General features: G+C 62.0%; 27 protein-coding genes. 16 read left to right on the top strand and 11 right to left on the bottom strand.

Going from position 1 to position 26428, the window contains the following annotated elements; all coding sequences use genetic code 11:
• The first annotated feature begins 2 nt into the window (after positions 1-2).
• Complete coding sequence (locus V6607_RS31805) at positions 3-221, top strand: DUF1289 domain-containing protein (protein WP_003208805.1); 219 nt, start codon at positions 3-5, stop codon at positions 219-221.
• Positions 222-352: 131 nt separating this feature from the next.
• Complete coding sequence (gene rnk, locus V6607_RS31800) at positions 353-763, top strand: nucleoside diphosphate kinase regulator (protein ID WP_003208808.1); 411 nt, start codon at positions 353-355, stop codon at positions 761-763.
• On the opposite strand, the gene V6607_RS31795 is transcribed toward rnk, so the two are convergent.
• From V6607_RS31795 to V6607_RS31785, 3 genes are all read right to left on the bottom strand, one after another.
• Positions 760-3597: a class I adenylate cyclase gene (locus tag V6607_RS31795; protein ID WP_134327520.1), complete on the bottom strand. Its 2838-nt coding sequence runs from the start codon at positions 3595-3597 to the stop codon at positions 760-762. The genes rnk and V6607_RS31795 overlap by 4 nt on opposite strands.
• 168 nt (positions 3598-3765) lie before the next feature.
• Positions 3766-4014, bottom strand: a complete 249-nt coding sequence (locus tag V6607_RS31790; protein WP_003208812.1) for a TIGR02647 family protein — start codon at positions 4012-4014, stop codon at positions 3766-3768.
• Positions 4015-4162: 148 nt separating this feature from the next.
• Positions 4163-4447, bottom strand: coding sequence for a hypothetical protein (locus V6607_RS31785; RefSeq protein WP_134327519.1), 285 nt, complete (start codon positions 4445-4447; stop codon positions 4163-4165).
• Positions 4448-4572: 125 nt separating this feature from the next.
• Between V6607_RS31785 and V6607_RS31780 the strand changes: the two genes are divergently transcribed.
• Positions 4573-5232, top strand: coding sequence for a glutathione S-transferase (locus V6607_RS31780; protein WP_134327518.1), 660 nt, complete (start codon positions 4573-4575; stop codon positions 5230-5232).
• 144 nt (positions 5233-5376) lie between these two features.
• Here V6607_RS31780 and argH read toward each other — a convergent pair whose 3' ends face one another.
• Positions 5377-6771: an argininosuccinate lyase gene (argH, locus tag V6607_RS31775; RefSeq protein ID WP_003208818.1), complete on the bottom strand. Its 1395-nt coding sequence runs from the start codon at positions 6769-6771 to the stop codon at positions 5377-5379.
• Positions 6772-7333: 562 nt separating this feature from the next.
• Here argH and V6607_RS31770 point away from each other — a divergent pair.
• The 7 genes from V6607_RS31770 to V6607_RS31740 all read left to right on the top strand — a co-directional run bounded on the left by V6607_RS31770 (position 7334) and on the right by V6607_RS31740 (position 13732).
• A complete protein-coding gene (locus V6607_RS31770; protein WP_003208820.1) occupies positions 7334-8080 on the top strand; it encodes a LytTR family DNA-binding domain-containing protein in 747 nt (248 codons plus the stop codon).
• 138 nt (positions 8081-8218) lie between these two features.
• Positions 8219-9160, top strand: coding sequence for a hydroxymethylbilane synthase (gene hemC / locus V6607_RS31765; protein WP_008439333.1), 942 nt, complete (start codon positions 8219-8221; stop codon positions 9158-9160).
• Positions 9157-9924: a uroporphyrinogen-III synthase gene (locus tag V6607_RS31760; RefSeq protein WP_256662379.1), complete on the top strand. Its 768-nt coding sequence runs from the start codon at positions 9157-9159 to the stop codon at positions 9922-9924. Before hemC ends, V6607_RS31760 begins: the two co-directional genes overlap by 4 nt.
• Before the next feature lie 18 nt (positions 9925-9942).
• Positions 9943-11061, top strand: a complete 1119-nt coding sequence (locus V6607_RS31755; RefSeq protein ID WP_256662378.1) for a uroporphyrinogen-III C-methyltransferase — start codon at positions 9943-9945, stop codon at positions 11059-11061.
• A gap of 5 nt (positions 11062-11066) precedes the next feature.
• Positions 11067-12308 (top strand): heme biosynthesis protein HemY, encoded by a 1242-nt coding sequence (locus V6607_RS31750; protein WP_003208828.1) that lies wholly within the window; start codon positions 11067-11069, stop codon positions 12306-12308.
• Between the two features lie 237 nt (positions 12309-12545).
• Positions 12546-13067: a disulfide bond formation protein B gene (locus tag V6607_RS31745; RefSeq protein ID WP_003208831.1), complete on the top strand. Its 522-nt coding sequence runs from the start codon at positions 12546-12548 to the stop codon at positions 13065-13067.
• A gap of 206 nt (positions 13068-13273) precedes the next feature.
• Positions 13274-13732, top strand: coding sequence for an Rsd/AlgQ family anti-sigma factor (locus tag V6607_RS31740; RefSeq protein ID WP_008439329.1), 459 nt, complete (start codon positions 13274-13276; stop codon positions 13730-13732).
• 53 nt (positions 13733-13785) lie between these two features.
• On the opposite strand, the gene V6607_RS31735 is transcribed toward V6607_RS31740, so the two are convergent.
• The gene (locus V6607_RS31735) at positions 13786-14451 is read right to left on the bottom strand and encodes an FKBP-type peptidyl-prolyl cis-trans isomerase (protein ID WP_003208833.1); all 666 of its coding nucleotides are present in this window, start codon (positions 14449-14451) and stop codon (positions 13786-13788) included.
• A gap of 192 nt (positions 14452-14643) precedes the next feature.
• Between V6607_RS31735 and V6607_RS31730 the strand changes: the two genes are divergently transcribed.
• Positions 14644-15897, top strand: a complete 1254-nt coding sequence (locus V6607_RS31730; protein WP_134327517.1) for an AlgP family protein — start codon at positions 14644-14646, stop codon at positions 15895-15897.
• Here the strand turns inward: V6607_RS31730 and V6607_RS31725 are convergent.
• Positions 15894-16355: a TIGR02444 family protein gene (locus V6607_RS31725; protein WP_087694898.1), complete on the bottom strand. Its 462-nt coding sequence runs from the start codon at positions 16353-16355 to the stop codon at positions 15894-15896. The two genes, V6607_RS31730 and V6607_RS31725, sit on opposite strands and share 4 nt — an antisense overlap.
• 50 nt (positions 16356-16405) lie before the next feature.
• On the opposite strand from V6607_RS31725, the gene V6607_RS31720 reads away from it, so the two are divergent.
• From V6607_RS31720 to V6607_RS31710, 3 genes are all read left to right on the top strand, one after another.
• The gene (locus tag V6607_RS31720) at positions 16406-18316 is read left to right on the top strand and encodes an ATP-binding cassette domain-containing protein (RefSeq protein ID WP_003208841.1); all 1911 of its coding nucleotides are present in this window, start codon (positions 16406-16408) and stop codon (positions 18314-18316) included.
• Entirely contained in the window at positions 18316-18879 is a 564-nt protein-coding gene (locus V6607_RS31715; RefSeq protein WP_003208843.1) for a mechanosensitive ion channel family protein, read from the top strand. The genes V6607_RS31720 and V6607_RS31715 overlap by 1 nt, the downstream gene beginning before the upstream one ends.
• Before the next feature lie 203 nt (positions 18880-19082).
• Positions 19083-19715 carry a LysE family transporter gene (locus V6607_RS31710; protein WP_003208844.1) on the top strand — a complete coding sequence of 211 codons (633 nt, stop codon included), beginning with the start codon at positions 19083-19085 and terminating at the stop codon, positions 19713-19715.
• A gap of 141 nt (positions 19716-19856) precedes the next feature.
• On the opposite strand, the gene V6607_RS31705 is transcribed toward V6607_RS31710, so the two are convergent.
• The 4 genes from V6607_RS31705 to V6607_RS31690 are packed head-to-tail and all read right to left on the bottom strand — an operon-like array spanning position 19857 to position 23006.
• Positions 19857-20600 (bottom strand): penicillin-binding protein activator LpoB, encoded by a 744-nt coding sequence (locus tag V6607_RS31705; protein WP_134327516.1) that lies wholly within the window; start codon positions 20598-20600, stop codon positions 19857-19859.
• A 3-nt stretch (positions 20601-20603) separates the two neighbouring features.
• The gene (lpoB, locus tag V6607_RS31700; RefSeq protein WP_003214026.1) at positions 20604-21191 is read right to left on the bottom strand and encodes a penicillin-binding protein activator LpoB; all 588 of its coding nucleotides are present in this window, start codon (positions 21189-21191) and stop codon (positions 20604-20606) included.
• Positions 21192-21226: 35 nt separating this feature from the next.
• Complete coding sequence (locus V6607_RS31695; RefSeq protein WP_003214024.1) at positions 21227-21598, bottom strand: YcfL family protein; 372 nt, start codon at positions 21596-21598, stop codon at positions 21227-21229.
• A gap of 10 nt (positions 21599-21608) precedes the next feature.
• Positions 21609-23006, bottom strand: a complete 1398-nt coding sequence (locus tag V6607_RS31690; RefSeq protein WP_003214023.1) for a hypothetical protein — start codon at positions 23004-23006, stop codon at positions 21609-21611.
• A 307-nt stretch (positions 23007-23313) separates the two neighbouring features.
• Here V6607_RS31690 and V6607_RS31685 point away from each other — a divergent pair, with 307 nt between their 5' ends.
• Both V6607_RS31685 and V6607_RS31680 read left to right on the top strand, forming a co-directional pair.
• The gene (locus V6607_RS31685; protein WP_134327515.1) at positions 23314-25209 is read left to right on the top strand and encodes a cytochrome c/FTR1 family iron permease; all 1896 of its coding nucleotides are present in this window, start codon (positions 23314-23316) and stop codon (positions 25207-25209) included.
• 2 nt (positions 25210-25211) lie between these two features.
• Positions 25212-25664, top strand: a complete 453-nt coding sequence (locus V6607_RS31680; protein ID WP_003214020.1) for a YaiI/YqxD family protein — start codon at positions 25212-25214, stop codon at positions 25662-25664.
• On the opposite strand, the gene elbB is transcribed toward V6607_RS31680, so the two are convergent.
• The gene (elbB, locus tag V6607_RS31675; protein WP_003214018.1) at positions 25661-26326 is read right to left on the bottom strand and encodes an isoprenoid biosynthesis glyoxalase ElbB; all 666 of its coding nucleotides are present in this window, start codon (positions 26324-26326) and stop codon (positions 25661-25663) included. The two genes, V6607_RS31680 and elbB, sit on opposite strands and share 4 nt — an antisense overlap.
• Positions 26327-26428: the final 102 nt, after the last annotated feature.

The following is a 26428-nucleotide window of genomic DNA, read 5'->3' as shown; positions in this document are numbered from 1 at the left end:
TCGTGACGCAGCCCGTTCCCGTACGCCCGCCCAAGCCGCTGTTCAGCAATGTCAGCCCGGCGGTGCCGTCACCTTGTATCAGTTTATGTCGGCTGGATGAGCACAAAGTCTGCCTCGGTTGCTTCCGTCATGTGGAAGACATCCGCGAATGGCGCTCTGCCGACGATGCGCGACGCCGCGTGATCGTCGCCCAGGCCGAGCAGCGCAGGACCTGCGCCTGAGGCCGTCTTGTTTATTTATTGTGCTGTGGTAGTGTCCGGATACACCTCAACTCATCGAGGTCCGTGAGAACCCCGCCTTTTCCTGGCGGGGTTTTGCTTTTTTGTGCAGAAAAAAGGAGTCTGCCTGAATCATGACCGCACCTTCCATCATCCTCACCCGTCTTGACGTGCAGCGTCTTGAGCAACTGATCGACCGTGTCGGCGAGGCGTCGCCGGGCGTTGAAGCCCTGCAACACGAACTCGACCGCGCCGAAGAAGTGGTTGGCCACGATGAAGTGCCTGCATCTGTCGTGACCATGAACTCCAGCGTGCATTGCCGTGAACAAGGCAGTGGCAAGGACTATCACCTGACCCTGGTCTACCCCAAGGACGCGAACGCCGACGAAGGCAAAATCTCGATCCTGGCGCCGGTGGGCAGTGCATTGCTGGGCCTGCAAGTCGGCCAGCACATCGACTGGCCAGCACCGGGTGGCAAGACCCTCAAGCTTGAATTGCTCGGCGTCGAAGGCCAGCCGAAAGACGGTGGCGCCTTTCCTCTCTAAACCTGGTTCAGCGCTTCATTGAGCGCCAGTTCCAGATCAGCCTTGTAGCGCAGGTACAGATTGCTCGGGCTTTGAACATCACCGAGCAGGCCGGACAGGTCCAGATCGGTGATGTAGCAGCGGTAACGCTCGGCTTCCCGGCGTTGCCCGACGATTTGCTGGGCGACCACCGCAAACAGTTGGTCGCCAAATTCCAGCTCGGAAAACTCCCGTTGATTGCAGTACAAGGTGATCCCCACCTGGCCCGGTGCTGCCTTGCCGATAATCGCCTGCACGTCGTAGAACGGCTTGTTGGCCGGGGTTTGCGGCGCTGGGCGCGGTTCGGCCCGCCGTGCACGGCCGCTGCCTGACGGCAACAGCTGGTAATACAGGATTTGCACCGCGCCGAAGGGCTGTTGCGGATCCAGCGGCAGCAGCGCGTCGCGGCGATAAATGATCGACTGCAGGAAGCGCTGCAACGGCACCAACAGGCTTTGCTCGTCGTGGAACGGCAGGCGCTGCTGCCAGAGCGCGTTGAACTCATCCAGCACGTACAGCTCGGCAACTCCGTCGTTGATCCGGTAGAACACCTGCACACAGTCGGGCAGGCCCATGGGCAGCAGCAGCGCCAGGTCGTGGTCTTCCAGGGCCATGGTGTCCAGGTGCAGCGGGCTGTAGCTGGCCAGTTCCTCACTGAGGTAGGCGATCAGCGCGTCCTGGGTCGCCAGTGACACATGGTTGGCCTGGCCGGGTGTCAGCTCCATCACGTGGTAGTGCTGTTGCACCTGCACCAGGTAGCGGTGGTTTTCCTGGCCCAGCAGTAGGTTTTGCGCGGTGTCGAAGATTTCCTCCACGCGCTGGGCAATGAACTGCGCGCGGTTGTGGCAGAAACAGCGCACCCGCAAGCGCGGCAAGTGATTGGGCGGTAGCTGATTGAGGTAGTCGCGCAGGCAGTCGAGCAGCGCGTGGGGGCCGTCATAGCGGCTGACCATCACCTCGTTCCAACTGTTGAGCGTGACCTGGTCCAGGGTCAGCACCAGGTTTTCCCGTACGCCCGCGTAACTCAGGGAGTCGGTGCGCTCGGTGGTCATCAGGATGTTCAAGTCCCGGTGATGCTTGAGCGGGTCGACGCCGACGTTGATCAGCAGCAGCACTTCCTCGGGCACTGCCGAGCGCAGCAGGCGGTCTTCATCGACGCTGGCCAGGGGCAGGACGACGGTTTGTTGCAGGCTGCCCAGCAGGTTGAACAGCTCGAATTCGGTCATGTCACTGCTGCCGGGATGCAGCGCCAGGCGGGTACTGCTGTCGATCACGCCGTTGCGGTGGCACCAGGTGAGCATTTCCAGCAAATCGCGGCTGCGCTTGATCGGCGCGAAGTGCTCCCATTCCAGGGCGGTCAGGCTGCCGTTGTACAAGCCCCAATGATGCTGGCCGGGCTCTTTGCGGTTGGGCGACTGCACCAGGGTCAGGGTGTCTTCGGCAAGGTCGGGCGCAATGCCGGGGTTGATGAACTCGACCTTGCCGGCCTTGCGCTCGAAGGCGGCGTACAGGCGCCGGCCCAGCACATTGAGATCGCGCTTGTTGATCAGGCTGACGGTCTGTTCGGTGCGGGCAAACTGGGTCAGGAAGCGATAGCTGTAGTTCAGCTCGTTGACCAGCGCCCGGCGTTCGGAGGCCACCTGGCGGACTTTCCATTGGCTGCGGCTGTCCAGCAGGGCCAGTTGGCGCTGGTCCCAACCCCATTCGCTGGCCAGGCGCTCCAGCAGCAAACGCTGCCACCCGGTGCGCTGGCCCGCGCTGAGCTTGCGGTTGACCTTCAGGTACAGGCTGCGCCGCACCAGTTCCAGGCGTTCCGGCTCATTACGGGCCTTGAGGTACTCCTCGATCCGGCGGTAGACGACGATGTACGGGTCCAGTTCGTCCAGGTCCAGATGATTGGCAAACACAGCGCGCTTGAAGCGCAGGCTCAGGCACTGCACCTTCGGGTGCTCGCTGGCGTAGACCTCGGTCAGCAGGAGTTTCAGTACTGATTTGTAGGGCGATTCGATGCCCTTGAACAACTGCCACAAGCCGGCACCGATAAATTCACCCGGCGGGATGTGCGCCAGGTGGCCCAGGTCGAGGGTTTCATCGGCGCGAATAAAGCGTTTGGAAATCAGCGCGTGGGTGAAGTCGGCATAGCTGGTTTCTTCGTACACCGGCACCAGCCACCAGATCGGCGTGCGCCCGGCCAGCCAGATGGCCGTGCGGTAGAACTCGTCCAGCAGCAGGTAATGCTGGCTGGTGCCGCAGTCTTCTGAACTCAGTTGGGTGTCGCGCTCGCCCTGGATAAACCGCGTCGGCTCGATCAGGAAGAAGTGCGCCTCGGCGCCCATGCTCAGGGCCCAGGTTTCGAGCAGTTGGCATTTCTTGCGCAACTCGGCCAGCTCGTTCTCGCTGAGATCGGCCGCATGGCAGACCCACACGTCCATATCACTTTGATCGGCCTGGGCCAGGGTGCCCAGGCTGCCCATCAGGAACAGGCCGTGAATCGGCCGCGGTGGGTTGCCGTGGCGGGGCTTGTAGGAAAACGTGCGGGTCAGGCGCTGGGCCTCGGCCAAGGCTTGCGCGTCGGGTTCAAAATTCGACAGGCCGGCCGGCGTGCTGCCCGACACATAGCCCGGCAACAGCGGGTGATTTACGTGGAAAAACAGCGGCAGCAGGGTCAATACGCTTTGCTGGCGTGGCGTCAGCCCTTCGACGGCCCGGGCCATGCGGCCTTCGTTCAGGGCCAGAAACCGCGCGCGTAACTGGGCCAGCACCTTGCGGTCGATGCCTTCGTCCAGGTCGGGGCGGATTTCGTGGGTGCGGGTCATGTCGAACTCGGTGGCTCGCAGGGCCCGACGTGGGCGGCCGTGTGGGAGTTTACAGCCAGTAGCGTAGGAGGTTTAGAGGGAATTTGTTTTTGACGCCGGAATTTTATCCCGGGCGCGGGAATGCCCGCGGAATCCGTGAAGAGAGGATCCCGTGGGCGATACGAGGTGTCAGGCGGCTTCTTTGGCGGTCGTCAGAATAGTCAGCAGGCTTTGCGCGTGTTCGGCAGCGTCCCGGCCGAGGCTGGTGAGGTAACCACCGTCTGGCTGGTCGATCAGGTCTTTATCAAACAGGCGCCGGGCGGCGGCAATGGCAGTGGGAGCGGCAGTCTGATGAACTTTCAGACCTTCCTGGGAGCTGCCCAGGTTGAAGAGTGCAAGGATTTCCAGTTCGGCAACCAACTCAGGGGTATACGACATAAGGACTCCAGACTTTCTAGGAATTTTTAGACGTTAGCAGCCATAAGGTGAACGCACTTGGGCGAGCTGTCCAGTCGGAACTCATGCGGTGTTGATGTGGGGCAGGATTGTGGCCAGCAAGAGTTTGCTGGCCAGCGCGGTGTGAGGCTTATTGCTTCTCGAGCGGCAGCTCCGGCAGCGCACGCAACGCAGTTTCATACCATTCGGTATTGAAGGCGCGATCTTCTTCGAGCAGCGCGTCAATTTCGATGGCGAGGACGTGGGCCATCATTTGCAGGATGTCTTCGCGCTCGTAGCCCACCAGGGTCAGCTTGTTGAACGTGGCCTTGGCGGCGGGCGGGTTGTCGCTTTCGATCTGGTTTTCGATCGCTTCAATCAAGGTGGTCTCGGCGAACTCTTCTTCGTCGTTGTCGATATCGGTTGGCTCGCTCATGGCAGGCTCCTGGAGGAAAGGGCGCCAGTCTACCCCCATTCACTCGGCTGATGCTGCTGGCCAGGCGCGGCCTCCCGATCTATAACCACTGCTGCCAACCCCGTACACGGCCTGGAGGCTTTGTGATGCTCAAGCTTTATGGATTTTCGGTCAGCAACTACTACAACATGGTCAAACTGGCGCTGCTGGAGAAAGGGCTGCCCTTCGAAGAGGTGCCGTTCTACGCAGGCCAGACCCCTGAAGCCTTGGCCGTGAGCCCGCGGGGCAAGGTGCCGGTGCTGGGTGTCGAGCAAGGGTTTATCAACGAAACCAGCGTGATCCTCGAATACCTCGAACAGACCCAGGGCGGACGATCGCTGCTGCCGAGCGAGCCGTTCCAGCGCGCCCAGGTGCTGGCGTTGTGCAGGGAAATCGAGCTGTACATCGAGTTGCCGGCCCGGGCGTGTTTTGCCGAGGCGTTTTTCGGAATGCCGGTGCCGGAGGCGATCAAGGAAAAGTCCAGGGCGGAGTTATTGCTGGGGATCGCATCGCTGGGGCGGCACGGGAAGTTTGCGCCGTATGTGGCGGGGGCCAGTTTCACGATTGCGGATTTGTATTTTGTGTACAGCGTGGACCTGGCCTGTGCCGTGGCCGGGAAGCTGTTCGGGCTGGATCTGTTGGCTGAGTTGCCGAAGGCCAAGGCGTTGCTGGAGCGCTTGCAGGCGCTGCCGAATGCCCAGCGGGTGGCGGCGGACAAGGAAGCGGCGATGCCGGCGTTTATGGCGATGGTTGCTGCGAAGAAATAAAAACTGCTTTTGTGGCGAGGGAGCTTGCTCCCGTCGGGCAGCGGAGCGGCCCCAAAATGGGACTGCTGCGCAGTCCAACGGGAGCAAGCTCCCTCGCCACAGGTTCAGTGTTTGCCCTTGTTTGCAGGGGTACTTACCTTTGGGTTAGCGGCTGGCGAGCAATGCCTGGCCGCGAACCACGGCAGCCTTCACCTGCGCCGGCGCAGTCCCGCCGATATGGTTACGGGCATTCACCGAGCCTTCCAGGGTCAGCACCGCAAACACGTCCTGCTCGATCTGGTCGCTGAACTGGCGCAGTTCTTCCAGGCTCATTTCCGCCAGGTCCTTGCCGGTGTCCACGCCGTACTTCACGGCATGCCCGACGATCTCGTGGCAGTCGCGGAACGGCAGGCCACGGCGTACCAGGTAGTCCGCCAGGTCGGTGGCGGTGGAGAAACCGCGCAGGGCCGCTTCACGCATGATGGCGTGCTTGGGCTTGATCGCCGGGATCATGTCGGCAAAGGCACGCAACGAGTCGCGCAGGGTATCGGCGGCGTCGAACAGCGGTTCCTTGTCTTCCTGGTTGTCCTTGTTGTAGGCCAGCGGCTGGCCTTTCATCAGGGTCAACAGGCCCATCAGCGCACCGAATACACGGCCGCTCTTGCCGCGTACCAGCTCCGGCACGTCGGGGTTTTTCTTTTGCGGCATGATCGAGCTGCCGGTGCAGAAGCGGTCCGGCAGGTCAATGAACTGGAATTGCGCGCTGGTCCACAGCACCAGCTCTTCGGAGAAGCGCGACAAGTGCATCATCGCAATGCTGGCCGCGGCGCAGAATTCGATGGCGAAGTCACGGTCCGACACGCCGTCCAGGGAGTTGCCGCCCACAGCGTCGAAACCCAGCAGCTGCGCGGTGTATTCGCGGTCGATCGGGTAGGTGGTGCCAGCCAGTGCAGCGCTGCCCAGAGGCATGCGGTTGGCGCGCTTGCGGCAGTCCACCAGGCGCTCGTAGTCGCGGCTGAGCATTTCGAACCAGGCCAGCAGATGGTGGCCGAAGGTCACAGGCTGTGCGGTCTGCAGGTGGGTGAAGCCGGGCATGATGGTGCCGGATTCACGCTCTGCCTGCTCCAGCAGGCCTTTTTGCAGGCGGGTGATTTCTGCCAGGATCAGGTCGATCTCGTCCCGCAGCCACAGGCGGATATCGGTAGCCACCTGGTCGTTACGGCTGCGACCGGTGTGCAGTTTCTTGCCGGTCACACCGATGCGGTCGGTGAGGCGGGCCTCGATGTTCATGTGCACGTCTTCCAGGTCGACGCGCCAGTCGAAGGTGCCGGCTTCGATCTCGCCACGGATGGTGGTCAGGCCGTCGATGATGCTGTCGCGCTCGGCGTCGGTCAGCACGCCGACCTTGGCCAGCATCGTGGCGTGGGCGATCGAGCCCATGATGTCGTGGCGGTAGAGGCGCTGGTCGAAAGTGACGGAGGCGGTGAAGCGCGCGACGAAGGCGTCGACGGGTTCACTGAAGCGGCCGCCCCAGGACTGGTTGGTCTTGTCGGTGCTCATGGATTCGCTCGTGATCTGCTGGAAAGAGGGCATGAAAGTGTGGCGCCGATAATAACAGGGTTGCCCCCGGAGGCGACGATGGCGGGGCGGGGCATTTTTATTTGTTTCCAAGATGGCTAAGTGCCTTGCCCCCGGACTCGCGCAGGACGAGACTGGAGCCAGGACCGATCGGGGGGGAAACTTGCGGTCCTTGGTCAAACAAAGCGTGTTTATTGAAACGATATTTGACGATTGAGCAATATCGTCTTCGCCAGCGTCTACAGTTGCACTGATAGAGCTTCGCGCTGACAGAAGGTGCACTGCACCAATGCCGGGCGATGAGGTCGAACTCCAGGCTATCCATTAGAGAGGGGGTGTTCGTATTGTGTATCAGCAAACCCTACGACGATGCCCGAAGGCAGCAGGCTTTGGGCGCGATTGAACAGGTCCGGGTAAATATTGGTGCCACTCTCGGGGCACTTTTTGCCGCTCGCGCTAGTCTTAGCGTGGATCGCCGTGACGGAAGTCACCGCACCTGTCTACGCTATCCTTGTGCGAGACTCACGCAGGAATCCAGCGCAATATGAATGTCCTGATCGTTGATGACGAACCCCAAGCCCGCGAGCGACTGAGCCGTTTGGTCAGTGAACTCGAGGGTTACAATGTCCTTGAGCCGAGCGCCACCAGTGGCGAGGAAGCCTTGGCCCTTATTGACAGCCTCAAGCCGGACGTCGTGTTGCTCGACATCCGCATGCCGGGCCTTGATGGCTTGCAGGTGGCTGCCCGCCTGAGCGAGCGAGAATCGCCGCCTTCGGTGGTGCTGTGCGCCTCCCAGGATGAGTTCTCTTCCGAGGCCCTGGATGCCAGCGGCGCCAGTTTCCTGGTCAAGCCGATCAATGCCGATGCGTTGCTTCGCGCCTTGAAAAAGGCCGAGCGTCCCAATCGTGTCCAACTGGCAGCCTTGACCCAGCCCGCAGCCCAGGGCGGCAACGGGCCTCGCAGCCATATCAGCGCCCGTACCCGCAAGGGCATCGAGTTGATTCCCCTGGACCAGGTGGTCTACTTCATCGCCGATCACAAGTACGTGACCTTGCGTCACGAGGCTGGTGAAGTGCTGCTCGATGAGCCACTCAAGGCGCTGGAAGACGAATTTGGCGACCGTTTTGTGCGCATCCACCGCAACGCGCTGGTGGCACGGGAGCGCATCGAGCGTCTGCAGCGCACGCCGCTTGGGCACTTTCAGCTGTTCCTGAAGGGCCTCAATGGCGACGCCTTGATCGTCAGCCGGCGCCATGTCGCTGGTGTGCGCAAGATGATGCAGCAGCTTTAGCCCGAGGGCCGAGGCGAGCTTCACCGCCCATATCCCGGTGCGACGCGGCCAGGGAGGCCCCGCACTTGCTGATTCAAATCAAAGCGCATTTGCCTGAGCTGTTATTATCTGCCGTATCTATTCAGTACGGATTGATCCATGTCCTCTCGCGAAATCCGCATCGCCACCCGTAAAAGCGCCCTGGCCTTATGGCAGGCCGAATACGTCAAAGCACGCCTTGAGCAGGCTCATCCTGGCCTGAAGGTGTCCCTGGTGCCCATGGTCAGTCGCGGCGACAAGCTGCTTGATTCGCCATTGTCGAAAATCGGCGGCAAGGGCCTGTTCGTCAAGGAACTGGAAACCGCTCTGCTGGAGAACGAAGCCGACATCGCCGTGCATTCTATGAAAGATGTGCCCATGGACTTCCCCGAAGGCCTGGGCCTGTTTTGCATCTGCGAGCGCGAAGACCCCCGCGACGCCTTCGTTTCCAATACCTATGCCTCCCTGGATGAGCTGCCGCTGGGCAGCGTCGTCGGCACCTCCAGCCTGCGTCGCCAGGCGCAGTTGCTGACCCGCCGCCCGGACCTGCAAATCCGCTTCCTGCGGGGCAACGTCAATACTCGCTTGGCCAAGCTCGACGCCGGTGAATATGACGCGATCATTCTCGCGGCAGCCGGCTTGATCCGCTTGGGCTTTGAAGACCGCATCACCTCGGCCATCAGCGTCGAAGACAGCTTGCCGGCCGGCGGGCAGGGCGCTGTGGGCATTGAATGCCGCACCGCCGACAGCGAAATTCATGCGCTGCTCAAGCCGCTGGATCACCAGGACACCGAAATTCGCGTCACCGCCGAACGTGCCCTGAACAAGCACCTCAACGGTGGCTGCCAGGTGCCGATCGCCTGTTACGCCGTGCTTGAGGGCGAAAACCTCTGGCTGCGTGGCCTGGTGGGCGACCCGAGTGGTGGGTTGTTGCTCACCGCAGAGATTCGCGGGCCGCAAAGCGAGGCCACCAGCCTGGGTATTAAGGTCGCCGAGGAGCTGCTGGAAAAAGGCGCCGGTGCCATTCTGCAAGCGGTGTACGGCGAGGCCGGGCCGCAGTGATGCAATGGCGTGTGCTGCTGACGCGGCCTGCCGAGGAGTCGGCGGCCCTGGCGGCGACGTTATCCGAAGAAGGTGTTTTCAGCAGCAGCCTGCCGTTGCTGGAGATTGAAGCGCTGCCTGTCACGCCTGAACAACAGACTGTTTTTCGCGAGCTGGACCGCTATTGCGCGGTGATCGTGGTGAGCAAGCCGGCCGCGCGCCTGGGCTTGCAGTTGTTGGCTCAACACTGGCCGCAACCGCCGGCGTTACCGTGGTTCAGTGTCGGCGCTGCTACGGCGCAGGTGTTGGCCGAGCATGGCCTTGATGTCAGTTATCCCCACGACGGCGACGACAGTGAAGCCTTGCTTGAACTGGTCGCCTTGCGCGAGGCTATCTCGAAGCCCTGCGCCCGGGTGCTGATCCTGCGGGGCGAGGGCGGGCGAGAGCTGCTGGCTGAGCGTTTACGCGAGCAAGGTGCTAGTGTCGACTATCTGGAGTTGTATCGCCGTTTCCTGCCGGACTACGACCGTGCAACGCTGACCCAGCGCATAAACGTGGAACGCTTGAACGGCGTGGTGGTCAGCAGTGGGCAGGGTTTTTTACACCTGCAAGCGCTGGCCGGTACAGATTGGCCCCAGGTGGCACAGCTGCCGTTGTTCGTGCCCAGCCCGCGAGTCGCCGAGATGGCGCGTGCCGCTGGCGCGCAAGAAGTTGTGGATTGTCGTGGCGCCAGTGCCGCGGCTTTGTTAGTGGCGTTACGGAGTGTTTCCGTTCCCACTCTCTAATACGCAAAGGATGGATACGTGAGCGAAACAGCCTTGCCTAAAGATGAAGCTCAGCCCGCGCTTGATGCGCCTGTTGAGACACCGGTCACCACCGCCCCGCGCCGTGGCAACGGCCTGGCCATCGTGGCCTTGTTGCTCGGCGCCGCCGGCGTTGCCGCCGGTGGCTGGGGGATCTGGCAGGTCCGCGCACTGCAGGCGAGCAGCCAGCAACAGCTGGGCCAAGTGCAAACCCTGGACGACCAATCCCAGAGCCTCAAGCAGAGCCAGCAGCAGCTGTCGGCCCGTCTGGGGCAACTGCCCGGCGCCGATGAGCTGGAAGACCGTCGCCGGCTGGTGGCGCAATTGCAGGGTGATCAACAACGCCTGAGCCAGCGCCTGGAAACGGTGCTGGGGGCCAGCCGCCAGGACTGGCGCCTGGCCGAGGCCGAGCACTTGATCCGCCTGGCCAGCCTGCGTCTTTCCGCCTTGCAGGACATCAACAGTGCCCAGGCACTGGTCCAGGGCGCTGACGAAATCCTCCGCGAACAAAGTGACCCTGGCTCCTACGCCGCCCGTGAGCAGTTGGCCAAGAGCCTCGCCGCGTTGCGCAATATCGAACAGCCCGACCGTACCGGGCTGTACCTGCAACTGGCGGCATTGCGCGATCAGGTCGTGCAACTGGCGGCCATCGCGCCGGAATACCAACTCCCTGAAGCGGCCAATGATGGGCGTCCGACCACCGACACGGACAGCCGTTGGAGTCAGTGGTGGGCGCAGATCTCGCGGTATTTCCGCATCGACTTCAATCCTGATGACAACATTCGCCCGCTCCTGGCAGGGCAAGGCCTGAACCAGGTGCGCCTGGCCCTGAGCCTTGCACTTGAGCAGGCGCAATGGGCGGCGCTCAACGGCGAGCCGGCGGTGTACAGCCGATCCCTGGGCGAGGCTCGCAGCGTGTTGCAGGACAACTTCAATCAAGACAACCCACAAAGCAAAGCCATGCTGGCCCGTATTGCCGAGCTTGAGCCCAAGGCCGTCTCGGTGGTCACGCCGGACCTGGCCGCGAGCCTGGCTGCCGTGCAGGCTTACCTTGACCGTCGCCACCTGTCTGCCGAGGAAGCCAAGGCTTCCGCTGGCAAGCCGGCGACCCAGGAGTAAAGCCGATGAAGCGCTTCTATGTGATCCTGGTGCTGGCGATTGCGATCGCCCTGGCACTGGCCGTGGGCATTTCGAAACATACCGGCTACGTGCTGATTACCTATCCCCATGTGCTGCATTACGAGTCCGGGCTGTGGTCGACGCTGGTGGCGTTGTTTGCCATCGGCCTGGTGATCTATTTGGCCAGGGTGCTGCTGGGCCTGGTGCTGACCTCGGGTGGCGTGGTCAATCCGTGGTCGCGGCGCAACCGCAGCCGTCGGGTCCAGGTTGCCATCGAGCAGGGCCAGATGGACCTCGCCGAAGGGCGCTGGGCCAGTGCCGAGCGCCACTTGCACCGTGCGGCCGAAGCCGAACGCCAGCCATTGCTCTACTACCTCGGCGCGGCCCGTGCGGCCAACGAACAGGGCCGTTATGAGGAAGCGGATGGCCTGCTGGAACGCGCGCTTGAGCGCCAGCCCCAGGCCGAACTCGCGGTAGCCTTGAGTCATGCGCAGTTGCAGATGGACCGCGGTGACACCGATGGCGCCCTGGTCACCCTGCAGGCCATGCATGAGCGTCATCCGCATAACGTCCAGGTATTGCGCCAACTGCAGCGGCTGTATCAACAGCGTGGCGATTGGTCTTCGGTAATCCGGCTGTTGCCGGAGTTGCGCAAGGACAAGGTGTTGCCGCCTGCCGAGTTGGCCGACCTGGAGCGACGCGCCTGGGGCGAGAACCTGACCCTGGCTGCCCAGCGCGAAGAGCAGGGCGAGGCCGGGCAGCAATCCCTGGAGCTGGCCTGGCAACAACTGACTTCGGCCCAGCGCCAGGAGCCGCAACTGGTGCTGGCGTACGCCGAACAACTGCGCCAGTTGGGCGCGGACGCCAAGGCCGAAGAAGTGCTGCGCGGTGCCCTCAAGCGCGAGTACGACAGTCATCTGATCCGGCTCTACGGGCTGCTGCGTGGCAGCGATCCGGCGAAGCAGTTGAAGTTCGCCGAAGGCTGGCTCAAGGACCATCCAGGCGATGCCAGCCTGCTGCTGACCCTGGGGCGCCTGTGCCTGCAAAACAGCTTGTGGGGCAAGGCGCGGGATTACCTTGAAAGCAGCCTTCAGGTGCAGCGCAACCCTGAGGCCTGCGCCGAGCTGGCACGCCTGCTGGCGCAGTTGGGCGACACCGAGCGCAGCAACCAGTTGTTCCAGGAAGGCCTGGGCTTGCTGGACAAGCGTTTGCTGGCGTCACCGCTGCCGGTGCCGGCACGGGTTTGAAGTAGGAAACAGAGTAAGGGTTGCCTCAGAATTGTCTGGTGGCCAACCCTTCAATAACGCCCAATAGCTGTAGTCAATACGGCTTGTAGTAAACTCCTACGTAGACGCGCGTTTAATCGCTCGCCTTCTGACGGGATATCCCTACGCTCTCGCGGAATCGTCTGCTCTGGCGCGTATTGAAAGGGGTAAGGTCTTTCCTCTACCGTAACTACCTATCTCTTGCGTTGCGGATAAACAATGTCTTTGGCCCCCTCACGCTCCCTGTTCCTCCTGGCGTTCCTGGCTGGTGCGCTGACGCTGGGCGCGTCCTTTTACCTGGAATACGCCGCGCTTTTGCGGCCTTGTTTCCTGTGCCAGGTGCAACGAATTCTTGTGGCTGCCTTCACGCTCATCAATCTCGTGGCAGCGATTCATGGGCCGAAGCGGTCCGGGATCTACCTGTATTGGGCGGCGAGCATGGGGTGTGCAGTGCTGGGCGCCATTACCGCCGTACGCCAGGTGCTGCTGCAAAATACGCCGCCGGAACAGTTGCCTGCCTGTTGGCCCGGCCTTCAATCCATGATCGAGAACCTGTCGCTGAGAGAGACGTTGGCCTTGATCTTCAAGGGCACCGTCGACTGCGTGGAAATCAACTGGACGCTGTTCGACTTGAGTATTCCCGAGTGGAGCCTGCTGTTCTTCGTGGCGATGCTGATCCTTGGCATCGCGCAGTTCTCGCGGTTGCTGCTGAGCCAGCGTTTTGGCCTTGCACGGCACTGACAGGTAACCGCAGGTTGTAGGAAGGGATTAAACACTTGTATGAACTTTCTCTCCTGCGTACCTTGATGACATAGTCGTGCGGGCATAATCTGGCCCGCACGCGTTATTGAAACAGACTGTTCGATGCACCTTTGCCCGGTTGCCGCTTTAACCTTGAAGTGTTGCGCGGGCAGCGTGCGGCGCCCCTATAGGGAAGAGAGATCATCATGCTGGAAAGTTGTCAGAATGCTCAGGAACGCTGGGGTGGGGTGCACAAGCTGATCGATGGTTGGTTGAAAGCGCGTCACGAACTGGTTCGGGCCTTTGATGCTCTCGGTGCCAAACCCGAAGCGCTAAGCGAGAACCGCAAGCCGTTGCAGGAATTCTGTGGGGTATTGGTGGATTACGTCTCGGCGGGGCACTTCGGTGTCTACGAGCAGTTGACCAAAGAGGCCGAGGCTTTCGACGATCAACGTGGCCTGGACTTGGCAGAGACGATTTACCCGCGCATCGATGTCATCACCGAGAAGCTGCTGGCGTTCAACGACCTGTGTGATGCCGGCAAGTGCGTTGCAGAAAAATTCAAAGAGCTGGGCGGTTTGCTTCACGAGCGTTTCGAGCTGGAAGATTGCCTGATCGAAGTGCTGCACAACGCTCACAAGGAAGAGTTGACGGCTAAGGCCTGACTCCCCCCGACACAAGAAAACGGTGCGCATTGCGCACCGTTTTTCGTTTGGGCTCAGGCGCCCGCCTTGAGCAATTCGATCTCGAATACCAGCGGCGTATAAGGCGGGATCAGTTCGCCTGCGCCATCAGCGCCATAGGCTTGGTCGGATGGAATCACCAGGCGCCACTTCGCGCCCACCGGCATCTGTTGCAACGCACTGCGCCAGCCATTGATCACACTGTCCAGGCGAAACCACTGAGGTTGTGTGCTCTTGTCGAAGACGGTCCCGTCGGGTAACCGCCCAACATAATTCACTTGCACGCGATCATCGGCCGCCGGTTTCTTCCCGCTGCCAGGGGTCAGTTCGGTCAGCAGGATGCCGTCTGCCAATTCACGCACACCACTTTTGGATTTTTCACTGGCTAAAAATTGTTGCTCGGCAGCGAGTGCCTTTTCACTTTGTGGTGCTCGATTGTCCGGCGCGTTTTGTGCTTCGTGCTGGGCAAGGATCTGTTCGATGCGTGTGTCGTCCAGGGCCAGTGGCTTACCTTGATAGGCCTGTTTGAGTCCGTCGATCAGCGCCTCTACCTGCAACCCAGGCATCTCCTGGCGCAGGCGCTCACCCAGGCTCGCGCCCAGGCTGTAGGCCAGGTCGTGGTCATCTTTGGAGGGGGATTTCTCGCTTGCGTTGGCCACGCAAAGCACCACGCTCAACACTAAAAAAAGGTAACGCGACATGGGCGTTCTCCAGCCGAAAGTGCGATGGATTATGCCAGTGTGAATGCTTAAAAAGTGGCGTGGATTTTCGTTATATCAATAAGAATTTTCGTGCGGTGCAACGCAAGCCAATCGATACTGTCAACATGCCCTAGCGGCGGTAAGAGCAGAGGGCTAGTATGAGCCGCACCCACGTCAGCCAGGAGGTAAACCATGTCGGCCAAACAGAAGCCTGTAAATACCCCGTTGCATTTGCTCCAACAACTTTCGGGCAGCCTGCTCGAACATTTGGAAAGCGCCTGTTCACAAGCCTTGGCTGATGCTGAGAAGTTGCTCGCCAAGCTTGAAAAACAACGCGGCAAAGCTCAGGAAAAACTGCACAAATCCCGCACCAAACTGCAAGGCGCAGCGACCGCTGGCAAAGCCAAGGCACAAGCCAAGGCCAAGGACGCCGTCAAAGAACTTGAGGACTTGCTCGACGCCCTCAAGGATCGTCAATCCGAAACCCGCACCTACATTTCCCAACTCAAGCGTGATGCTTCCGAGAGCCTGAAATTGGCCCAGGGTGTTGGTCGTGTGAAGGAAGCTGTAGGCAAAGTGCTGAGCACCCGTGCTCCGGCTAAGGCCGTTGCAGCCAGCGCAGCGAAGAAGCCAGCCAGCAAGGCACCTGCGAAAGCTGCGGCCAAGCCTGCGGCAAAAGCACCGGCTAAATCGGCTGCCAAACCAGCGGCTAAAACTGCTGCTGCAAAACCAGCTGCCAAGCCAGCTGCTAAAACCGCTGCTGCAAAACCAGCGGCCAAACCAGCCGCTAAAACCGCTGCTGCAAAACCAGCTGCCAAACCAGCCGCTAAAACCGCTGCTGCAAAACCAGCCGCCAAGCCAGCTGCTAAAACCGCTGCTGCAAAACCAGCCGCCAAGCCAGCTGCTAAAACCGCTGCTGCAAAACCAGCTGCCAAGCCAGCTGCTAAAACCGCTGCTGCGAAACCAGCCGCGAAGCCAGCTGCTAAAACCGCTGCTGCGAAACCAGCTGCGAAGCCAGCCGCTAAACCCGCTGCTGCAAAACCTGCCGCGAAGCCAGCTGCTAAAACTGCTGCTGCAAAACCAGCTGCGAAGCCAGCCGCTAAACCTGCTGCTGCAAAACCAGCTGCCAAGCCAGCCGCTAAAACTGCTGCTGCAAAACCAGCTGCGAAGCCAGCCGCTAAACCTGCTGCTGCAAAACCAGCCGCGAAGCCGGCCGCTAAACCTGCTGCTGCGAAACCAGCTGCCAAGCCGGCCGCCAAACCTGCTGCTGCCAAACCAGCCGCTAAACCTGCCGCCGCCAAGCCAGCACCAGCCAAACCAGCTACTCCAGCTGCGAAGCCTGCGACCCCGGCTGCACCTGCTGCCAGCACCACAGCGCCAACCGCTCCGGCCAGCAGCACGCCTGCACCGGCAGCGCCAAGCGTCACCCCAACCAGCGCTTCCTAAGTGCCGGTAACCGCGGCGCGCAGCTGATGCAGCGCGTCGTGGTCAAGGTTGGCGGCTTCGGCCGCCAGTCCTTCAACCCATGCTTGATGATTCACCTCGGCCATCGGCCAACGCTGCGCCACACCTTCCAGGCGTGATAGCAGCAGCCTTTCTGCATCCAATTCCAAAGCCTTGACCCGCTCCCGTAACGCTCCCAGCTCAGCATCCTGCTGCGCCATGGCCCGCCATTGCGTGCGTACTTGCCGCAGCGGCTCGACCACCTCCGCCTGCCACGGCCCGGCGATCTGCCGCAGTGCCTGCAAGCGCGACGTTTCCGGCGCCACACCCCGCTGCTCCAGCCACAACCCGCACAACACCAGGCACACATCAGCCCCTTGCGCCTGCAAGCGCAGGCACGCGTCCTCGACGCCCGAGCGGGCGTAGGTCGAGAGGGCAAAGCTCCACAGGTCAGCGCACATATTCACACCCAAGCCAGCGGCCAACGAAGCTGGTAGACTCCGCCGCCATTATGATCCGACTTCAAAGCCTAACATTACAGCGTGGCCCGCAACGTCTTCTCGAAGACGCCGAGCTGACCCTGCACGCCGGTCACAAAGCCGGCCTGATCGGTGCCAACGGCGCCGGCAAATCCACGTTGTTCGCCTTGCTGCTGGGTGAGCTGACTCCCGACTCCGGGGATTGTCTGCTGCCGGCCGACTGGCGCATCGCCCATATGCGCCAGGAGATCGACACCCTCGACCGCATTGCGATCGACTACGTGCTCGATGGCGACCTGCGCCTGCGCCAGGTGCAACACGACCTCGCCGAGGCCGAGAAAGCCCAGGACGGCGCCGCACAGGCCCGCCTGCACTCGGAACTGGACAGCGCCGACGGCTACACCGCCGACGCGCGTGCGCGCAAGATGCTTGCCGGCCTTGGCTTTACCAACGAACAGATGGACCGCCCGGTCGCCGACTTCTCCGGTGGCTGGCGCATGCGCCTGAACCTGGCCCAGGCGCTGATGTGCCCCTCGGACCTGTTGCTGCTCGATGAACCGACCAACCACCTGGACCTCGATGCGATCCTGTGGCTGGAAGACTTCCTGAAAAGCTACCCGGGCACCTTGCTGCTGATTTCCCACGACCGGGATTTCCTCGACGCCGTGGTGGACAACATTGCCCACGTCGACCAGAAGAAAATCACCCTGTACCGCGGCGGCTACAGCGCCTTCGAACGCGCCCGTGCCGAACGCCTGGCCCAGCAACAACAGGCCTACGAGAAGCAGCAGGCGCAGCGCGCGCACATGGAAAGCTACATCGCCCGGTTCAAGGCCCAGGCCACCAAGGCCCGTCAGGCCCAGAGCCGGATCAAGGCCCTGGAGCGCATGGAAGAACTGTCGGCGGCCCACGTCGATTCACCGTTCGACTTTGTGTTCCGCGAATCGGTGAAAATCTCCAGCCCGCTGCTGGACCTTTCCGATGCCCGCCTGGGCTATGGCGACAAGACCATCCTCGAGAAGGTCAAGTTGCAGCTCACCCCTGGCGCGCGGATCGGCCTGCTCGGCCCCAACGGCGCGGGCAAGTCGACCTTGATCAAAAACCTCTCGGGCGAATTGCAGCCCCTGGCCGGTCGCCTGGTGCGCGGTGAGAACCTGGTGGTGGGCTACTTCGCCCAGCACCAGTTGGACTCCCTCGACGCCAAGGCCAGCCCGCTGCTGCACCTGCAGCGCCTGGCGCCGACCGAACGCGAACAGACCCTGCGGGACTTCCTCGGTGGTTTCGACTTCCGTGGTGCGCGCATCGACGAGCCGGTGCTGAATTTCTCCGGTGGCGAAAAGGCCCGCCTGGCCCTGGCCCTGATCGCCTGGGACCGGCCAAACCTGTTGCTGCTCGACGAACCGACCAACCACCTCGACCTGGAAATGCGCCTGGCGTTGACCATGGCCCTGCAGGAATTCAGCGGCGCGGTACTGGTGGTGTCTCACGATCGCCACCTGCTCAAGAGCACCACGGATAACTTCCTGCTGGTGGCTGACGGCAAGGTCGAGGAATTCGACGGCGACCTGGAAGACTATGCCCGTTGGCTGTCGGACTACCGCCTGCGCAACGCGCCGGTCAGCAACACGCCGGTCAACCCGGACAAGACCGACAAGAAGGCCCAGCGCCAGGCCGCGGCTGCATTGCGTCAGCAACTGGCCCCGCACAAGCGTGAAGCGGACAAGCTGGAAGCCGAATTGGGCAAGATCCACGAGAAGCTGGCGAAGATCGAAACCAGCCTGGGTGACAGCGCCGTCTACGAGCCGGCCCGCAAGGATGAATTGCGCGACCTGCTGGCCGAACAGGCCAAGCTCAAGGTACGTGAAGCGCAGTTGGAGGAGACCTGGATGGAAGCCCTCGAACTGCTGGAATCCTTGCAAGCGGAGCTGGAGGCGCTGTCCTGATGGAAGCGCTGCAACTGCCGCTGCCGGCCCAATGGATCGCGCCGATCTGGGTGGCCGTACAGATTCTGCTGATCCTGTTGGCTGGCTACTTCGCCCAGCGTTTCGTCGCCAAATGCCTGAACCGCCTGGGGGAACGTTATCCGTTCCCGCCGCAGTTGCTGATGCCGCTGCGCGGCGGCCTGCGCTGGCTGATCATGGGCAGCGCGCTGATCTTCGTGCTGGAGCGCCTGGGCGTCTCTGCCACGGTGTTGTGGACGGCGTTGTCGGGTTTTGTGGCGGTGGCTGCGGTCGCGTTCTTCGCCATGTGGTCGGTGTTGTCCAACCTGCTGTGCGCCATCCTGATCTTCACCGTCGGGCCGTTCCGCCTGGGCGATGTGGTCGAGTTGGTGGACACCGTCGACAAGCCCGGCGTCAAAGGCCGGGTGGTGGCGATCAACCTGCTCTACACCACGCTGATCGAAGTGGAAGAGGCCGGTACCGGCAGTGTCATGGTGCAAGTGCCCAACAGCCTGTTCTTCCAGCGCTCGGTGCGCCGTTGGCGCGGCAGCGACGTGCTGCCTTAACCTGTGGCGAGGGAGCTTGCTCCCGCTGGGCTGCGTAGCAGCCCCAAAAAAAGCCGGGAGCGCTACGCACTCCAGCGGGAGCAAGCTCCCTCGCCACAGCAAGCCCCCTCGCCACAAAGGCGCACCCCAAAATTTTTCTAGCCATTTCTCAGCCGGCAGCGTTAGTTTAGAAACATTCAGCAAACTAAGCTCTGAGGTGTGTAATGGCGCTCGACACATGGCTGGCCTTTTTCCTCGCCAGTTGGATCATCAGTCTTTCCCCTGGCGCCGGTGCCATTGCGTCGATGTCCAGCGGCCTGCAATACGGTTTCCTGCGCGGTTACTGGAACGCCCTGGGCCTGCAATTGGGCCTGGCGATGCAGATTGCCGTGGTCGCCGGTGGCCTGGGGGCGATTCTTGCCGCATCCTCCACCGCGTTTTATGCGATCAAATGGTTTGGCGTAGCGTACCTGGTGTACCTGGCCATCAAGCAATGGCGCGCGCTGCCAACCGACCTGAGCGATGACGCGGCGATTCGCCCGATCGGCAAGCCGATGGCGATGATGTTCCGCGGGTTCCTGGTCAACGCCAGCAACCCCAAGGCCCTGGTGTTCATGCTGGCGGTGCTGCCGCAGTTCGTGAACCCGCAGGCGCCGCTGCTGAACCAATACCTGATCCTGGGCGCGACCATGATCTGCGTGGACATGATCGTGATGGCCGGCTACACCGGGCTGGCGTCGAAAGTGTTGCGCCTGTTGCGCACACCGAAGCAGCAGAAACGCATGAACCGTACGTTTGCTGGCTTGTTCGTTGGGGCGGCGGGGTTCCTGGCCAGCTTGCATCGCGCAACGGCGTAACTGACGAAACCGGATCAAAAATGTGGAAGCGGGCTTGCTCGCGAATGCGCAGTGTCAGTCACCAGATGTATTGACTGACCCACCGCATTCGCGAGCAAGCCCGCTCCCACATTGGTTTTATGTCGGTAGCGGGATTTTCGTTCAGCGCAGGATCTTCGGCGCTTCATCCCGTGGCAGGTTATTGCGCAGTGCTGGCTGTCCAGGTGCTTCCTGATAACCACCGCCGAGTTGTTCGGCCAACTGCCGCGCCACATCCTCGCCCAACGCCTTCGACACTTCCCGCACCACGCGAGGCCGGTTCAGGCTCACGCGCACGTCACGGTTGTTCACCAGCTTGGTGTCCTGGCCTTCGCCCATGGCGGTAAACGCCGAGGTGATCTCAAAGGTGCGGGTGTTGATCAGGCTGAAATCCGCCACCAGCGTCAGGCCCAGCACCGCCGAGTAGCTGTTGGTGTGGTCCAGCGCGTTGACGTCCTGGGTGAAGTCGATATCCGACAAGGTGCCGAACAGCACGTAGTCCGCACCCTTGAAGTTACCGGCCTTGATCCGCTTGATCACGTCATACACATCGCCCTTGGCGTCCGCGGTGTAAGGCGTGCCCTGCACCAGCTGGAACTGCCGCGACTTGAGGATTTCCCCCTTGATGTCGCCGCTGAACTTGCGCAGCTCGGTCTGCTCGATGTAGCTGGTACGGCTTTCATACTCGCTGTAGCTCGAGCCGCCGCTGGCGTTGTAGGCGCTGGCCTGGAAATTGTTGCTGGCCGCGACCTGGTGGATGTATTCCTCCACGCGAGCCTCGTAGGCCAGGTCGGTTACCGCGATCTTCGGTGCGGCCGAGGCGCCAAAGGCGCACAGCAGGCCGATCATGCCGATCCATGCACGCATTGCTTAGCGCTCCGTGGTCTTGCGGATTTCTTTTTCGTCCATCCATTCGGCCAGGCCGCTTTCGACGTCGACCAGTTGCAGGCTGAACTTGTAGAACACGTCCTTGTAGTCCGAGCTGCGCTTGACGATGGAGCTGATGGAGCCTTCCAGGCGGTACTTGGCGGCGACCATGTTGCCGGTCTTGCTGACGGTCGACTTCTTGTACAAGCCGCTCTGGTTCTGCAGCTTCAGCTGGTCGACCTGGCTTTGCATGTCAGTGTTGTCGCTAGCGAAGCGGGCGGTGCCGGTCTTCATCAGCTGGGTCTTGATCGACGTGGTGATCTCGCGGGTATCGATGTACTCGCTGGTCTTGTTCTTCACGTCATACACCTGCACCACCGGGCGGCCTTGCAGGATGCCGGACTGGGCCAGGGAGCGGGTCATGCTTTCGGCGATCATCTGCAGGTCGGTGGAGCCGAACTCGTTGGTCACCAGTTCCACGGCCTTGCTGTCGCCGTAGCTGATGTTTTTACCGCCCAGGACTGGCGAGGTGTTGGCGCAGCCGCTGGCCAGGACGGCCACCACGGCGAGGAACGAGAAGCGTGCAAACATGGGGATGTCTCTCTGAAACTGAATGAGTGGGTGGATCAAGGCGTCTTCACTTCAAGGCGGAAGTCGGCAGCCTGGGGCAGGTTGGCGATGGCCGGCAGGAAGGTCGCCTGGTTTGCGTAGAGGTTCAGCACCTTCCAGGTCTCTTCATCACCCACCGGGAAACCGTCGGCACCCAGCCAGGCGAAGCGGTAATACATCATCTGGTTGCTGCTGGTGATGTTGCTCAACTGCACCTTGGCGGTCAGGAAGCCGTTTTCCCGGGCGACCCGGATGGCGCCGACGGCGATGCCCTTGAACTTGCCCATCACCACGATCTTGCTCGCGGCGCTTCCGGGTTCCGGCGGTGGCGGGGTGGCGCAACCGGCCAGCAGGATCAGCGCCAGGGCGCCGAGGATGAAATGACGCATAGCGTGCTCCTTAAGGTTGTTTGAGAGTGGCGACGGCCTGGGGCGGATTGTTCTGCACCACGTGGGCTGCAAGACCGCCGGCGAAGACCTGGTTGCCGACCACGCGCAGGGTGATCACCTGGTAGCGCTGATCGGCCTTGACCGTCACCAGCGTGCCGCCCAGGGCGTTGGGCAGGCTGACCTGGTGCTCGCCGTGCTTGAGGCGCAGGCGTGTCACCTGGGTCATGTCCGGCAGGGTGCGCCAGGTGCGGGTGTCGGCGCCTTCGGTGACGGCCGAGGCAATACCGAGTACCAGGCCTGCCATCGGGTTGGTCTTGTTCAGGTTGTTCTGGGTGATGCCGCGAGTGACGGCGCGCACGGTGGTGCGCAGGATGATCCCCGGCATGTCATCCCGCAGGGCGCGGCGGGACATGGCGGTGGTGCTGTTGAGGGCAGTGAGGTTCTGTTGCCGGCCGTCGACACCGATCTGGGCGAAGGGCGCGGTCGAGGTGTCGGGCTTGATCACCGGGAACGAGAGTGGCGTGATCACCAGGTGGCCGTCGATGGGGATCGGCAACGGCAGGCGAATCGAGTCGCGGGCCGGCGCCAGGCCGCTTTGCACCACGATCAGCACGTCAGTCTCGTCCGCACCGACCTTGGATTTGTCCAGGTCGAGCAGGGCCTGTTCCAGCAGCGGTGTGTTGGGGCGCAGTTCGGCGGCCTTGCGATAACCCGGTGCGGCCAGGTCTTTTTCGCCCAGGGCTTCGTAGACGAAGCCGGCCAGGTAGTGGCTGAAAGCGCTCTGGTAGCTGTTCTTCAGGCCTACCACTTCAGGGGCGTTGAGGCTCTCCACCGGGTAGCCGCGCAGGTCCTTGAACTGGGTCGCGATGCCCTGGCGCTCGGCCTCGTTTTCGCTCTTGAGGTATTCCTTGTCCCGCAGGTCGGCAATCACCGCTTCGCGTTCGTGGGTCTTCTTGATCTCGGTGCGGGCACCGTCGAAGTCATTCAGCGCCAGCAGGTTGAGGGCCATCTGGGTGGTCAGCATGACCTTTTCGTAGTCGTAGCCTTCGTAGCGGCGGACCTTGTCATTGACCAGGAAGGCGCCGAACTGCGCGAGGTACTTGTCGGTGTCGAACTTGACCGACTCTTCCCACTTGTAGACTTGCAGGTCGGCGCTGCGCCAGGCGACCTGGCTGCCGGTCAGGTCGCCCTTGGCGCGCAGCAACTCACCCTTTTCGAAGTAGTAGAGAAGGTCCTTGTCGTCGCCGGTGTTGTTCTTCTCAAGCAGGGTCAGCGCGGCGTCGACGTTGCCGGTGGCCAACTGCTGATTGGTGGCTTGCAGCTCGGTGTCGTAGCTGCGAAACATCGAACAACCGGACAGCAAGGTCACTGCCGCGAGCGCGAGCGAGGTAAAGGCGCGAGATGCCATCGAAGAGCTTCTTCCCTGAACGTAATCGGCCGAATGTGCTGGTCGGGCCGAATCACCAATGGCAGGAACGCGTTGCGATCCAGCCAATTCCTCATAAAAAGAGGAGCTGAAATGCCATTTCGAAATAACGAAGGCGCGGCATTATAAGCTGCATTACTGGCAAAACAATGGCCTTTTGGATCCGATTTTTAGCTCGGATGCCACTACCTCAGTGTCGTTATCCCTTTCCCCGAATCACTAACGCCTTGAGTCAAACCCCTTAAGGTTTGACAATGTGTTACTTCGTATTTCCCTTTGAGATTCATTCATGATTGCCCCCTTCCGTTTTCTTGCCTGGCTGGTGCTGCCGGCGTTGATGTCGTGCAGCTTCAACCTGCTGGCTGCGACTGCCGAGGGCGCCCCGCAGGCCCTGCATTTACTGGATTACATCGGTGCGGACTACCCGCCGACGGTGGAGGCGGGCAAGGTTATCGATGATTCCGAATACCGTGAACAGGTAGAGTTTCTCGGGGTGTTGCAGGGGCTTGTGGCCGATCTGCCGGTAAAGCCCGAGCGCGCCGAACTGATCAAAGGCGTGGATGAACTGCTGGCCGCCGTAACGGCCCATCAGGACGGCGCGGTGGTTGCGCACCAGGCCCGGCAATTGGGCGCCAAGTTGGCAGTGGCCTATGAAGTCAGCCAGGCCCCGGCCATTACCCCCGATCCGACGCGCGGTGCGCCGCTGTACGCGCAGAACTGCTCGGTGTGCCACGGCGCTACAGGCGCCGGCGATGGCCCCGCAAGCGTGGGCATGACGCCGCCGCCCGCCAACCTGCGGGACGCTGCACGCCTCGATCGCTTGAGCCTCTACGCGATCTACAACACCCTGGGTCTGGGCGTGGAAGGCACCGACATGCCGTCGTTTGCCGATCAACTGGACGACCGCCAGCGCTGGGACCTGGCGACCTATATCGCCGGCTTCACCGCCGACCCGGCTGCCGCGAACAGTGAAAAGTCCTTCAACCTCGCCGACCTCTCGCGCCAGACCCCCAACGAAGTGCTGGCTGCCGAAGGTCCCGGCGCAGTTGCCACCTTCCGCGCCCAGCGCGCCCAACCGCCGCAGGTCAAGCGTGGCCCGGCGCAGTTGCTTGATTACACCGCGGCCACCCTCGACAAAAGCCTCGCCGCGTTCCGCAATGGCGAGCACGAGCAGGCCTACGACCTGTCGGTAGCCGCCTACCTGGAAGGTTTCGAGCTGGTTGAAAGCTCCCTCGATAACGTTGATGCCAACGTGCGCAAGGACACCGAAAAGGCCCTGATGGCCTACCGGCAGTCATTGCAGGACGGCTTGCCGATCGAGCAAGTGCAGCAGCGCCTGGATGTGGCCAAGGGCAAGCTCACCGAGTCCGCCGGCCTGCTGGGCAGCGATGGCTTGAGCTGGTCCCTGAGCTACATCTCCGGTTTGTTGATCCTGCTGCGCGAAGGCCTGGAAGCGATCCTGGTGCTGGCGGCGATTCTCGCGTTCCTGCGTAACACCGGCCAGCAATCGGCGGTGCGCAGCGTCAACGTCGGCTGGGGCCTGGCGCTGTTGGCCGGCTTGGCGACGTGGGCGTTAGCGGCTTATGTGATCGACGTCAGCGGCGCCCAGCGCGAGTTGCTGGAAGGCTGCACGGCGCTGTTTGCCAGCGTGATGGTGCTGTGGCTCGGGGTGTGGATGCACGACCGCCGTCACGCGGCCGCCTGGCAGGACTACATCAAGAGCAGCCTGGTGGGCGGTGGCGGGCGCTTCGGTTTTGCGATGCTGGCGTTCTTCTCGGTGTACCGCGAGCTGTTCGAAGTGATCCTGTTCTACGAAACCCTGTGGTTGCAGGCCGGCCCTGCCGGGCACAACGCGGTATTGGCCGGTGGCGCCACGGCGCTGGTGCTGTTGGTGGGCCTGGCCTGGGTGATTCTGCGGGGCTCGGCGAAACTGCCGCTGGCGCTGTTCTTCGGCATAAACGCGGCGTTGCTGTGCGCGCTGTCGGTGGTATTCGCCGGGCATGGCGTCAAGGCGTTGCAGGAAGCCGGGATCTTCGGCACCCGGCCGGTCGCGTTCTTTGACTTCGACTGGCTGGGCATTCACGCCGATGCCTATTCCCTGAGCGCCCAGGCTGTGGCGATCCTGGCGATTGTGGTGCTGTACGGTCGCAGCCGGCTCGCTGAAAAGCGCCGGGTGGTGGCTTAACCATGCGCGTGTGGATCGATGCAGACGCCTGCCCCCGGGCGGCCAAGGATCAGGTGGTGAAGTTCGCCCTCAAGCGCCAGTTCGAAGTGGTGCTGGTGGCCGGGCAGAGCCAGATCAAGCCGAGCTTCTCGTGCGTGAAGTTGATCGTGGTGCCCAGCGGCCCGGACGCGGCCGATGACTACCTGGTGGAGCACGCCGTGCCCGGTGACCTGGTGATCTGCAGCGATGTGCCGTTGGCCGACCGCTTGGTGAAGAATGGCGTGGCTGCGCTCGACCCACGAGGCAAGGAGTTCAGCCCGCAGAACATGAGCGAGCGGCTGGCGGTGCGTAACCTGTTCACCGATCTGCGGGAGCAGGGGCAGATGGGCGGTGGCCCGCCGCCCCATGGGGACAAGGACAAGCAGGCGTTTGCCAATTCGCTGGATCGGATTCTGACCCGGCTGATGAAGGCCTAATCGTTCTCGTGGGTGAGTTCCAGCACCCGGTCCACCAGCTTGTTGATGCCTGACGCCACTTCGCTGATGCGTTTGCCCAGCATGTAGGCCGGGGTACTCACCAGCTTGCGCGCCTTGTCTTCGACGATGTCGTCGACCGCGCATTCCTGGTGGGTGGCGCCCATCTTGTCCATGGCGGCTGCGGTGTCGGCGTCATTGCCGATGGTGCAGGTCACGCCTGGGCCATAGATCTTCGCTGCCAGCGCCGGCGAGATGCAGATCAGCCCGACGGGCTTGCCCGCTTCGGCAAACGCCTCGGCCAGTTCCAGCACCTGCGGGTTGACGCTGCACCCGGCGCCTTCCACGGCAAAGTTCGACAGGTTCTTCGCCGCGCCAAACCCCCCGGGCACGATCAGTGCGTCGAAATCCTCGGCGTTGGCCTCACGAATGTCCTTCACCTCGCCACGGGCAATGCGCGCCGACTCCACCAGCACATTGCGCGACTCGGGCATCTCCTCCCCCGTCAGGTGGTTGATCACATGCAACTGGGCAATGTTCGGCGCAAAACACTGCACCTCGGCGCCGCGCTGGTCCAGGCGCAGCAGGGTGATCACGCTTTCATGAACCTCAGCCCCGTCGTACACGCCACAGCCGGAAAGGATCACTGCAATCTTTTTGCTCATGGGCATTTCTCCTGATTCATGGCGTTAAATGTCTACTCATTTGTCACTCATTGCCAATGGGATATCCAGCCGCTACACCTACTCTAGATGTAACAATAATTG

This window comes from Pseudomonas sp. KK18 (assembly GCF_037094675.1).
In the GTDB taxonomy this organism is placed as follows: Bacteria; Pseudomonadota; Gammaproteobacteria; order Pseudomonadales; family Pseudomonadaceae; genus Aquipseudomonas.
Note: the sequence above shows the minus strand (reverse complement) of the source record. Positions and strands in the feature narration are given on the sequence as shown.